At 60.4% G+C, this 11,944-nt stretch carries 8 protein-coding genes and 1 pseudogene; 8 read left to right on the top strand and 1 reads right to left on the bottom strand.

Annotation, left to right across the window (positions count from 1 at the left end; genetic code table 11):
* Nucleotides 1–3 precede the first annotated feature (3 nt).
* Nucleotides 4–450: a response regulator gene (locus F0169_RS08900; RefSeq protein WP_058415223.1), complete on the bottom strand. Its 447-nt coding sequence runs from the start codon at nucleotides 448–450 to the stop codon at nucleotides 4–6.
* Between the two features lie 246 nt (nucleotides 451–696).
* On the opposite strand from F0169_RS08900, the pseudogene F0169_RS08905 reads away from it, so the two are divergent.
* The 8 genes and pseudogenes from F0169_RS08905 (at nucleotide 697) to F0169_RS08940 (ending at nucleotide 11,871) form a co-directional block, all read left to right on the top strand.
* Nucleotides 697–2,630: pseudogene (locus F0169_RS08905) on the top strand (putative nucleotidyltransferase substrate binding domain-containing protein).
* Nucleotides 2,627–3,334 (top strand): 3'-5' exonuclease, encoded by a 708-nt coding sequence (locus F0169_RS08910; RefSeq protein WP_122251755.1) that lies wholly within the window; start codon nucleotides 2,627–2,629, stop codon nucleotides 3,332–3,334. Before F0169_RS08905 ends, F0169_RS08910 begins: the two are co-directional and overlap by 4 nt.
* A 132-nt stretch (nucleotides 3,335–3,466) precedes the next feature.
* Nucleotides 3,467–3,985: an RNA polymerase sigma factor gene (locus F0169_RS08915; protein ID WP_058415220.1), complete on the top strand. Its 519-nt coding sequence runs from the start codon at nucleotides 3,467–3,469 to the stop codon at nucleotides 3,983–3,985.
* Nucleotides 3,982–4,977, top strand: coding sequence for a FecR domain-containing protein (locus F0169_RS08920; protein ID WP_172979377.1), 996 nt, complete (start codon nucleotides 3,982–3,984; stop codon nucleotides 4,975–4,977). The genes F0169_RS08915 and F0169_RS08920 overlap by 4 nt, the downstream gene beginning before the upstream one ends.
* Nucleotides 4,978–5,117: 140 nt before the next feature.
* Nucleotides 5,118–7,943, top strand: coding sequence for an acyltransferase domain-containing protein (locus F0169_RS08925; protein ID WP_152746281.1), 2,826 nt, complete (start codon nucleotides 5,118–5,120; stop codon nucleotides 7,941–7,943).
* Between the two features lie 143 nt (nucleotides 7,944–8,086).
* Nucleotides 8,087–10,525: a TonB-dependent siderophore receptor gene (locus F0169_RS08930; protein WP_152746282.1), complete on the top strand. Its 2,439-nt coding sequence runs from the start codon at nucleotides 8,087–8,089 to the stop codon at nucleotides 10,523–10,525.
* 63 nt (nucleotides 10,526–10,588) lie between these two features.
* Entirely contained in the window at nucleotides 10,589–11,692 is a 1,104-nt protein-coding gene (locus tag F0169_RS08935) for a PepSY-associated TM helix domain-containing protein (protein WP_152746283.1), read from the top strand.
* Nucleotides 11,689–11,871 carry a hypothetical protein gene (locus tag F0169_RS08940; protein WP_152746284.1) on the top strand — a complete coding sequence of 61 codons (183 nt, stop codon included), beginning with the start codon at nucleotides 11,689–11,691 and terminating at the stop codon, nucleotides 11,869–11,871. The genes F0169_RS08935 and F0169_RS08940 overlap by 4 nt, the downstream gene beginning before the upstream one ends.
* Nucleotides 11,872–11,944 lie beyond the last annotated feature (73 nt).

The following is an 11,944-nucleotide window of genomic DNA, read 5'->3' on the forward strand; positions in this document are numbered from 1 at the left end:
CCATCACGACGCCATCCCTAATTCGCGCTTGACCATCTTCGCCAACTTCACGCTATCAATCGGCTTGAGCAAAAAGTCCACCACGCTCAAATGCATCGCATCAATCACGTCCGGCGCTTCGGCATCGCCCGACATAATGATAATCGGCAGCGCCGCCCGCGTAGAGCTGCGCACTTGGCGAATCAATTCCAAACCGCTGCTCGGGGCCATTCGCAAGTCGGTAATCAATAGCCCTATGGAGCTGCTGGCGTTCAGTAAGTCCAACGCTGCCTCGCCACTTTCGGCGGTCATGCAGCGAATGCCGTCCAGGCCCAGGATCTCCGCCAGTAATTCGCGCGCGTCCTTGTCATCGTCGACAATCAACACCCGTTGTGGCGGTAAATCGGGCTCCAGCATCACAGCATTCAACGCCTCACGCTCGGCATCGCTCAAAATATCGTGGTCGGACATACATTTCTCAGCAGTTTTCATCAATCTCCCAGCACACTCGTCAGACATCTGCAGAAGGGCGTTCAATGTGCACTTCGTCGGAAAGTTTGCCTAGTGGGCGTTTTACGGGGTTTGGACGATAGTCATGTAAGGTTTTTCCCTAGTTTGGTGCAACTTTTGTCGACCTAGACTTACGTCCAATGGGCACCCGCTGCGCAGAAGTCGACCATGCAGGACGATAACGACAAAAAAAACGCGGTCACTGTTATGAGTAAAGCTGATGCTTTCACGCAGGCGGGGAAAACTGCCGTGTTGCAGAACATCCACGGCACCCTGCAATTTTTGCAACGCTTCCCGCCCTTCAACCAAATGGAAAACGCACACCTGGCGTTTCTGGTTGAACAGTGCCAATTGCGCTTCTACGGCCCTGGCGACAGCATCCTCAAGCCGTCGGGCGGCCCGGTGGAACACTTCTATATCGTCAAGCAGGGCCGAGTGGTCGGCGAACGGCCGCAGTTAAATCAACAAGCAGCCGAAACCACCTTCGAAATCACCACCGGCGAGTGCTTCCCGCTGGCTGCGCTGCTGGGCGAACGCGCAACACGCACCGAGCACAAGGCCGCCGAAGACACGTTTTGCCTGCAACTGAACAAGCCTGCGTTTATCAAATTGTTCGCACTTTCCAGCCCGTTTCGCGATTTTGCCCTGCGTGGCGTGAGCAGCCTGTTGGATCAGGTTAACCACCAAGTGCAGCAAAAGGCCGTGGAAACCCTCGGCACCCAGTACTCGTTGAACACCCGCCTCGGCGAATTGGCCATGCGCCACCCGGTCACTTGCGGCCCGAACACAGCGTTGCGCGAGGCGGTGACGTTGATGCACGAGCAGCAAGTGGGCAGCATCGTGATTGTCGACGAACACAAGGCGCCGCTGGGGATTTTCACCCTGCGCGACCTGCGCCAAGTGGTGGCCGATGGCACCGGAGATTTTAATCAGGCCATCGAACTTCACATGATCAAGGCACCGTTCTTCCTCACGCCGGACCACAGCGCGTTTGATGCCGCCATCGCCATGACCGAGCGGCATATCGCGCATGTGTGCCTGGTCAAAGACCAGCGCCTGTGTGGCGTGGTGTCCGAGCGCGACCTGTTTTCGCTGCAACGCATTGACCTGGTGCACTTGGCCCGCACTATCCGCAACGCGCACGCGTGGAAAACCTGGTGGCGATTCGCGGTGAGATCGGCCAATTGGTTGAACGCATGCTGGCGCATGGCGCGTCGTCCACCCAGATTACTCACATTATTACGCTGCTTAATGATCACACCGTGTGCCGGGTGATCGAGCTGACCCTGGCCGACAAGGGCGACCCCGGCGTGCCGTTCAGCTGGTTGTGTTTTGGCAGCGAAGGGCGCCGCGAGCAAACGCTGTTTACCGACCAGGACAACGGCATCCTGTTCGACGCCAAAGACGCCGCCGAAGCCGCAGAGATTCGTGGCCGCTTGTTGCCCCTCGCGCAACAGGTCAACCAAAGCCTGGCGTTGTGCGGCTTCAGCTTGTGCAAGGGCAATATCATGGCCGGCAACCCCGAGCTTTGCCTGTCGCGGGCCGAATGGGCGCGGCGCTTCGCAGCGTTTATCCGTGAGGCAACACCGGAGAACCTGCTGGGGTCGAGCATTTATTTCGATTTGCGCGTGGTGTGGGGCGACGAACAAGGCTGCGAGCAACTGCGCCAGGGCATTCTGGATCAGGTGGCAGATAACGCGCTGTTCCAACGCATGCTGGCTGAAAACGCCTTGCGCCAGCGCCCGCCGGTCGGGCGTTTCCGTGACTTTGTGCTAACACGACAGGGCGGCGAAAAGGCCACACTCGACCTCAAGGTGCAGGGGCTCACGCCGTTTGTCGACGGCGCCCGCCTATTGGCGCTGGCCAATGGCGTGCACGCCAACAACACGCTGGAGCGCCTGCGCCAGTTGGTACTCAAGGACGTGATTGAGCCGCTGGACGGCGCTGCGTATGAAGAGGCCTACCACTTTATCCAGCAAACCCGCATGCAGCAGCACCAGTTGCAAACCCGTGAAAACCAGCCGTATTCCAACCGAGTCGACCCCGATAGCCTCAACCATCTGGACCGGCGCATCCTGCGTGAATCGCTGCGCCAGGCGCAACGCCTGCAAAGCAGCCTGACATTGCGGTATCGGCTGTGAGCGTGTTCAGTTGGCTGCGCACCAAAAAACCCGGGCTCAACGCCGCACAACAGCGGCGCCTGGAGCAATTGCCCAAGCCTGCGATGCTCAGTGATGTGGCCCTGCGCAGCCAACGCTGGGTTGTGGTGGACCTGGAAACCAGCGGCCTGAACCTCAACCGTGACCAGGTGCTGTCGATCGGCGCCGTGGTGATCGAGGACGGCGCGGTGGATTTCTCGCAGATGTTTGAGCGCACCTTGCAACGTGCCGAAACAAAACTCAGCCCCAGCGTGTTGATCCACGGCCTCGGCCCCAGCGCCATCGCCGCCGGCAGCGATCCGGTCGAGGCACTCCTCGATTTCATGGCGTTTGTGGGTGACAGCCCATTGCTCGCGTTTCATGCGCCGTTCGACCAGCACATGCTGTGCCGGGCGCTCAAAGACAGCTTGGGTTATCGCCTGGCTCATGCGTTTCTCGATGTGGCTGACATCGCCCCGCTGCTGTGCCCCGAAGCGAACATCCGCGAGGCCGGGCTCGACGACTGGATCAACCACTTCAAGCTGCAGGTGGGCGAACGTCATCACGCCAGCGCCGATGCATTGGCCACGGCGGAGCTGATGCTGATCTTGCTTAGCCGCGCACGTCAGCAAGCCATCCACAGCCCGCAAGCGCTGCAAGCGCGCCTGAACCAACGCAAACGCCGTAACCAATCACCCTCGTTCTAACGTGTGGCGAGCACGCTTGCTTGCCACGGTAGATAGTGGCCAACGGCCTCTTACCCGACAGACGCCAATTGCGCCCACAGCACGCCTCTGACACAATCGCGAATAATTCTCGTTAGTTTATTCGGTGATGCCTTGTCGTCGGCCCAGACCCCACACAGTGAGCTTGTTGGCGCGTTGTATCGCGACCATCGTGGCTGGCTGCTGGCCTGGCTGCGGCGCAACGTGGCCTGCCCGAGCCGTGCCGAAGACCTGAGCCAAGACACGTTCATGCGTCTGCTGGGCCGCGATGAGTTGCGCGCACCGCGCGAGCCGCGGGCCTTTCTGGTGGCCATCGCCAAAGGGTTGCTGTTCGACTATTTCCGGCGCGCGGCCCTGGAACAGGCTTACCTCAACGAACTGATGCGCGTCCCCGAAAGCGAACAGCCCTCGCCCGAGCAACAGCAACTGATCCTCGAAGACCTCAAGGCCATCGACCGTCTGCTCGGCACGCTGTCGAGCAAAGCCCGCGCCGCCTTCCTCTATAGCCGCCTGGACGGCCTTGGCCACGCGCAAATCGCACAGCGCCTCGGCGTGTCAGTGCCGCGTGTGCGCCAGTACCTGGCCCAAGGCATTCGCCAGTGCTACATCGCCCTCTATGGCGAGCCGCTGTGAGCGTAACCAGTTCCAAACCGGTCTCGGCCCGCGTGCTGGATGCCGCGATTGCCTGGCAACTGTCGCTCGACTCGGGTGACGGCAGCGCCGTTGAGCAAGAAGAGTTCACCAAATGGCTGGCCAACGATGAAGAGCATGCGCGCGCCTGGCGCCAGTTGGGCATGCTCGACCAGCGTTTCAGCGTGGCCTCGGGCCCGGCGCGCGCTGCGTTATTGCAGTCGCGCCAAGGCATTCGCCAGCGCGTGCGCAAGCTCGGCAGTGGCCTGGCGACTATCGCGCTGGTCTGCGGCCTGGCGTTGTTTGCCGGCGAGCGTTACGTGCCGGTCCACTATTGGCTGGCCGACCAACGCACCGCCACCGGCGAACAGCGCACGCTGAAACTGGCCGACGGCACGCTGATCAACCTCAACACCCACAGCGCCATCGACGTGCGTTTTGATGAAAAACGTCGCCTGATCGTGTTGCAGGAAGGCGAAATCCTTGTCGAAACCGGGCACAACGATGCGCGCCCGTTTTATGTGCAAACCCGCGATGGCCGCCTGCGAGCGTTGGGCACACGGTTTATCGTCAGGCGCGAAGCCGCGGCCACACGCTTGAGCGTGCTGCAGTCTGCTGTGGCCGCGCAGCCGGAGGCGTTGCACCAGGAGCAGGTTTTCAAGCAAGGCCAGCAAGTGTTGATGCGCAGCGACGGCCTCGGCCCGGCGCTGGCCGTCACCCCCGCCGCCGACGCCTGGACGCGCGGCATGCTGGTGGTCGACAACGCCCGCCTGGGCGATGTGGTCGAGGAGCTCAGCCGCTACCGCAGCGGCTATTTGGGGGTGGATAAAACCGTGGCCGACCTGCGCATCACCGGCAGCTTCCCGCTGCACGACACCACCTTGGCGCTCAACGCGCTGCTGCCGACGCTGCCGGTGCAGATCGAGCAGCACACGCCGTGGTGGGTGACCGTTACCGCGCTGCCAGTGCAAGGTAGCTCCGTCGGCAATAATTGAATCAACACTATTTCGAAACGATCCAAAAAACTGTCATTTATAACAGGTTCACCACTTACATTTTTGCCCTCCAATGAGCCTTCGCTTTTCCAGCCCCCTGCTGTTTAGAGCGCTCCTGTTAGGCCAACGAGGATGCTTCCATGTCAACTCAGCTCAACATATCCCATCAAAACTACGTCTTCGCCTTCCCTGGCCAGGGCAGCAACCCCTGTGGTGCGCTGGCCGATTTGTACCAGCACATTCCTGAAGCCAGGGGCCGCATTGACGAGACTTTGGCAATTATCGAAAAAGCGGCGGCGCAATACGAACCCCATACGCAACCAGGTTTGCTAACCCAGGTCATACTGACCCGCGACCACACACTGCCTCTGCCTTCGGGTGTCGCCCAACTGGCCTTGTATAGCACGGCCGTGGTGCTCAACCAGTTGCTGCAGGCGATAGGCATCGTGCCCGCCCTGATCGTTGCCCAAAGCTTCGGCGAGATTGCTGCACGAGTCTGTGGCGGCGCGTTCGATATTGCACAAGGCGCACGCGCGGTCTGTGCCCTCAACGCCGCCTACCGCGACGAGGAGGGGCGAGGCAGCATGTTGGCAATCAACCTTTCAGCGCAAGACACTCAAGCGCTGCTGGACCGCTTCCCTGAGTCGAACCTGGTAGTGGGCTCCGTCAACGCGCCAGCTCAATGCATCATCAGCGGTGAGACGGCAGACCTTGAGCATCTGCTAGCCAACCACCACGACGGCGCACACCCTTTGCGCCCGGTCTCGATCGCTTACGCTTCGCATTACCCTCATCATGTGGACGTCGCCCGACGGCTCTACGAAAACCTGCAGCCGCTGACATCCAAACTCTTGAGTACGCCGATTTACTCCACTGTTCTGGGATCTCGTTACGAGCCCGAGGATGACCTGCATCAAATGTTTACACGCGGCGTTACGCAACCGACCAACCTGCCCTACACGTTGCAGCAACTGCCAACTGACGAACACACAGTGTTTATCGACCTCGGGGTGAACAGTGGCCTCTCTATTTGCATCCGCAAAAGCCTGCACAATGCACAGACCTACGCGCCGCTTGCTCAAACCATCGAAACCCTGCGCCACTTGCTGGTCAGAGCGCCGGTCGAACAGGAGGCAATCGTTGCCCTGCGCCAGCTTGCCAGTGGCCCAGTCGATAGACAGACTCACCTGCAAATAGCCGAGATTTTCAGCGAGCCGGAACTCCATCCTCGCGCCAACCAAACCGACCACGACAGGCATCGGCACACCTACCAACGCTTGCAGTACCTGATGCGCCAACTACCGGAAGGCATTCATGGCTTTGCCCAACCCCAATTACTGATGGCCGTGGCGACTCATGCGGCGATCAATGATCCCTCGCTGTTCATGGGCTGCGTGATTCAGCAAGGCTTGTGCATCGGCACACTCTTGGCTTTCGAGAAGGATCACCCGAGTGCCGCTCAGTGGCGACGCAAACTGGAAACCGGCGAGACCTTGGGGGTTTACGCGCTGACCGAGATAGGTCGCAGCAACTCGCATATGGGCGCCTCTGTTGAGGCGATATTTGACGCGCAGACTCGCACCTTTGTGCTGAACACGCCGAACAAGGCGGCCCTGAAATTCGCCAATGTCGGTATTAATAACCTGGACAAGGTGGGGGTGGTGTTTGCCCAACTAACGGTTCAGGGCCAGGCATGCGGTGTATTCGCTTTTGTGCTGCCGCTGAGTGACGCCCAAGGACCGCGACCAGGTATTTCCATGTCGTCACCGGCGGAAATTCGCGCAGTACCGCTGGACTACGGCTTGGCAAGCTTTGATAAAGTCAACCTGCCCTTCGATGCGTGGCTTCGAGATGGCGCCTCAATCGACGCATCCAACCACTTCCATGATCCGCTGGGTAGCACCGACCGCCGGCTGATTCGTTCTTTATTTGCGCCCAAGAACGTATGGGCGATGGTCGGTATCGGCTTGAGCTCCGTGATGCTTGCGTGTTCAACCCTGGCCCTTACCCATGCGAACCGGCGCACCACGCAGGCACGCATAGGTAACGGCACAGGGTTACTGGCTTTTCGTACCCAACGCCGCGCGCTGTTCGGTTGCTTGGCCACGGCGTATGTCATGAAGTGCTTTGCCAATGACTCCGCTCGGCTGTGGATCGAAGGCACGGCCAGTCAGGCTTCGCTGCAAACCACCGGCACGGGTGACGTAACGTGGACACCGTGGGCCGCCATCAGCCAGACCCTGGCGCTGACCAAAGCCCTATGCGCACCGGCAGCCGAAGCGCTGGCGACAGAATGTCGATTGCGCTGCGGTGTAGCCGGCGCGCTCAACCTTAATCGTTTCGCCGACTACGAAGGCATGGCCAAGATATATCAAGATGCCGGTGGTAACAACCGCATGATCTTGCTGGACGCCGCCAAGGTTTTGATCGGACAACCCTTAAGCGAACCGACCCCGCCAAACCCGCAGGGTGAACTGGATGACGCTGAATACTGGCAAGCCATGGCGCGCACTCTTGAATACCGCTTGCTCAAACAAGTGGCCGAGCATGTCGCCATGCACTGTGTCGAGGGTGAAGACGATATGCAGGTCTGGAACTCTCAACTGATGGTCGTTGCACGCGCGGGTGAGGCCTACGCGCAGCGTCTTGCCATTGAGAGCGCGGTGCTGGCAAGCAACTCACTGATACAAGAGCTGCCCAAGCAAATTGGCAGCGCGTTGTGTGGCCTTTACGTACTGGAATACCTGAACAAGCATGCCGCCTGGTTCATCAGCGAAGGCCTCATGGACATCCCACGTTACCGCGCACTGGAGGCAACGTTGGATTCGCTGAGCGATTTCCTGGCTACTCACGTCGAGCTGTTGATCGAAGCGTTCGGCCACGGCGATGCCACGCGCGCGGCGATCGCCGATACCGGTCATTACCCCGAAGCACTGGCGAACAAACTGCAGTGGGCGATCGGCTAACCGGTGCAGCTCTCCTGAGCCTTCAGGGCCATGCGGTGCGAAAAGTTGTGTGCTCACAGATTTATTTTCGCTTGGCCCTATCACTTTCTGAATCTCGCTCGGCACATAGGCAATTGCGAATTACTTCCATTCAGGAACCCCCTATGTCCCGCACGCTAGACACCTTGTTGCGCCCCAGCCTGTTAGCCATGGCCATTGCCCTCAGCGCCCCGCTGACCAGCCCTTTGCTGATGGCTGCCGAACAGGCCGCCAGCGTGCACGCCTACAACTTACCGGCGGCGCCGCTTGCCACCACCTTGAACCAGATCGCCAGCCAGGCGGGCCTGGCGCTGACCCTGAACCCTGCGCTGGCGGCGGGCAAAACCTCGGCACCCGTCAATGGCCAGTTCGATGCTCAAGGCGCGCTGCGTGAGGCGTTGCGTGGGACGGGGTTGCAGTTGGAGCAGAGCAGCGCGGGGTCTTTTACGCTGGTAGCGATTCCTGAGGGCGTTGTGGCGCTGCCGCAAACCAATATCACCGGTCAAGGCGATAGTGAAAGTGCCTGGGGCCCGGTGGACGGTTACGTGGCAACACGCACGGCCGCCGGCACCAAGACTGATACACCGATTGCCGAACTGCCGCGCTCGGTCACAGTGATCACACGCGAACAAATGGATGACCGCTCGGTTCTCAACCTCAACGATGCCTTGCGTTACACCGCTGGCGTGCAGAGTTCCGGCTACGGCTCCGACTCTCGCAGTGACTGGTTGCTGGTACGCGGCTTTGTGCCGACGCAATTTCTCGACGGCCTGCCGCTGCCCAAAGGCAACTACGCTACGCCAAAGATCGATACCTGGAACCTGGAGCGGATTGCCGTGCTGCGCGGTCCGGCGTCGTCGGTTTACGGGCAAACACCACCCGGCGGCTTGTTGGACATGGTCAGCCGTCGCCCGCAGGCCGAAAGCTCGAATGAAATCGAGGTACAAGCCGGCAGCAACAACCACAAACAAATCAACTTCGACAGCACCGGCAAGATCGACGACGAGGGCCAATTCCTCTACCGCGTCAGTGGCGTGGTGCGCGATAGCAACACCGCTGTGGATCACATCCCGGACAAACGCTACAACATCGCCCCAAGCCTGACCTGGAATATCAACGACGACAGCAAGTTGACCTTGCTGACCCAGTTTACCCGCGACGATACCGGCATCACCGGGCAGTTCCTGCCGTTGCAAGGCACCAAGCTGAGTTCGCCGGCGGGTAAGATTTCCCACCACAAGAACCTGGGTGATCCGGACTGGGAATTCTACGACCGCACCTACTACGCGCTGGGTTATGCGTTTGAAACGCGCTTGAACGACACGTGGCAGTTCCATCAAAACCTGCGGTACACCAAGAATGACCTGTCGTTTCAGGGCATTACCGCCGGGGGTGCGTTCTTCCCCAATGGCCCTGAAATCGCAGTCGACGCCGACGGTAACGTGAGCCGCTCCGCTGGCAAGGTCGATGAAAACGTCGGCCAGTTCGCCGTCGACAACAACTTTCAGGCCGACTTCCAGACCGGCGCTGTGAGCCATACGCTGTTGCTCGGCCTCGACCATCAGCGCTCCACCAGCGACGCGCGCTGGTTGTGGGGTTCGGCGGGTGTACCGACGATCAATTTCAACCGTCCGGTGTACGGGCAGGACTTCTCCAAGGTCCAGTATTTCACCATGTACGACTACACCCAGAAGACTCAGCAAACCGGCCTCTACGCCCAAGACCAGATGGCGTTGGATAACTGGCGTTTAACCCTCGGCGGTCGTGAAGACTGGGTGCACACCGGCACCACGTTCCACAATGCGAATGACGCCACCAACACTCAGCGCGACAAGCACTTCAGTGGCAACGCGGCACTCAGCTACGTGTTCGATAACGGCATCACGCCCTACTTGTCCTACGCCGAATCGTTCCAGGCAGGCTCCGGCACCCAAGTGGGCACCACCGGCGCGTTCAAGCCCACAGAAGGTAAACAGTACGAGGCAGGCATCAAATATCAACCGCCGGGAACCAAAGCCCTGTTTACCGCTGCGGTATTCGACCTGACCCAGCAGAACTCCACGGTGACGGAAGGCAGCATCACCCGGCAAGTCGGTGAAGTGCGCGTTCGCGGCCTGGAACTGGAAGCCAGCGCCGACGTCACCGAAAGCCTCAAGCTGGTGGGTTCGTATACCTATAACGACAGCGAAATCACCAAAGGCGCGACGGGTGAAGAAGGCAACCGCATGAACCAGTTGCCACGCAACCAAGCCACGGGCTGGGCTGACTACACGTGGCGCAGCGGGACGTTGGATGGTTTCGGGGTGGGCGCGGGCGTGCGTTATGTCGGCGACACCTACGGCAACGCCGCCAACACCGACTTGGGTCACGTCGGTTCCTACACCGTCTACGACGCCTCGGTGCACTACGACCTTGGCCGCCTGAACAGCACGATGAAGGGTGTGACGGTGGCGGTCGACGCCAAAAACATCTTTAACAAGGACTACCTGTCCACCTGCGATGGTTTCTACTGCTACTACGGCGACCAGCGTAACGTGGTCGCCAGCGTGAACTACACATTCTAAGACGGTAGAAAACCGCATACGAGGGGCCGCCTGAACCGCGGCCCTTTTGCCTTTGGAGCCGTGATGAAAAGCAAAACCATCCGCCGCTGGTCCTTCATCCACACCTGGACCAGCCTGATCTGCACGGTGTTCCTGCTGCTGCTCGCCCTGACCGGCCTGCCGTTGGTGTTTCACCACGAGATTGATCACCTGCTGGGCAACGAGCCTGAACTGGCGCAGATGCCCGCCGACACCCCGCAGCTGAACCTTGAGCAATTGGTGGCCAAAGCCTCGGCCCATCGCCCCGGTGAGGCGCTGCAGTACCTGGCCTGGGACGAGGACGACAAGAACGGCGTGATCGCGATCATGGCCGCCACCGCCGGCACGGAGCCCAACGCATCGCACACGTTCATGCTGGATGCGCGCAGCGGTGAAGCGGTGGAGATGCCGTCGGCCAACGGCGGCTTCACCCTGTTCCTGCTGCGCCTGCACGTCGACATGTTCGCCGGCCTGCCGGGCAAGTTGCTGTTGGCGTTCATGGGCCTTTTGTTTGTTGTGGCGATTGTTTCGGGCACGGTGCTGTACCTGCCCTTTATGCGCCGCTTGAAGTTCGCCACCGTACGCAAAGACAAATCCACTCGCCTGCGCTGGCTCGACCTGCATAACCTGATCGGCGTGGTCACCTTGACTTGGGCGCTGGTGGTGGGCGTGACCGGCGTGATCAGCGCCTGCGCCGACCTGATCATCGCCGCCTGGCGCACCGACAGCCTCAGCGCGATGATTGAGCCGTACAAAAACGCGCCGCCGCTGACCCAGCGCGCCCCGGCCACCAACCTGCTGACCATCGCCGCCAAGGCAGCGCCGGGCATGCAGCCGGACTTTATCGCCTTCCCCGGCACGCGCTTTTCCAGCGAGCACCATTATGCGGTGTTCATGAAGGGCAGCACGCACCTGACCTCGCACCTGCTGACGCCGGTATTGATCGATGCCAGCACCCTGGCCGTCACCGCCATCGCCGAGCGGCCGTGGTACATGGACGCGATGGGCATGTCCCAGCCACTGCACTTTGGTGACTATGGCGGCATGCCGATGAAGGTTCTGTGGGCAGTGCTGGATGTGCTGACCATCATCGTATTGGGCAGCGGCGTTTACCTGTGGGTCGTGCGGCGCAAGGCGGCCAAGGCATGAAGCCGCGCCAGTCGAGTTTCTGGAAAGTGTTTGGTATTCCGTTGGTGATTGGCGTGCTCAGCGCGGCAGGGTTGTTTGCGGCGTTGCTGGGCGATGGGCTGTGGGATTCGCTCAGTTGGGTGGGGCTGGGAATTCCGGCTGTCATTGGTGTTTGGGCGTTGATTAAGCGGCGTGGCTGAGGCCGCTATCGGGAGCAAGCCCCCTCCCACATTTAAGCGCGTTCACCATTCAAAATGTGGGAGGGGCGGTGCG

It is taken from the genome of Pseudomonas kitaguniensis (assembly GCF_009296165.1).
Classification (GTDB): domain Bacteria; phylum Pseudomonadota; class Gammaproteobacteria; order Pseudomonadales; family Pseudomonadaceae; genus Aquipseudomonas; species Aquipseudomonas kitaguniensis.

Bases quoted from the DNA above. Each gene is read 5' to 3' on its own strand.
- F0169_RS08900 (WP_058415223.1), bottom strand. From the start codon at position 450: ATGTCCGACCACGATATTTTGAGCGATGCCGAGCGTGAGGCGTTGAAT.
- F0169_RS08925 (WP_152746281.1), top strand. From the start codon at position 5,118: ATGTCAACTCAGCTCAACATATCCCATCAAAACTACGTCTTCGCCTTC.
- F0169_RS08930 (WP_152746282.1), top strand. From the start codon at position 8,087: ATGTCCCGCACGCTAGACACCTTGTTGCGCCCCAGCCTGTTAGCCATG.
- F0169_RS08935 (WP_152746283.1), top strand. From the start codon at position 10,589: ATGAAAAGCAAAACCATCCGCCGCTGGTCCTTCATCCACACCTGGACC.
- F0169_RS08940 (WP_152746284.1), top strand. From the start codon at position 11,689: ATGAAGCCGCGCCAGTCGAGTTTCTGGAAAGTGTTTGGTATTCCGTTG.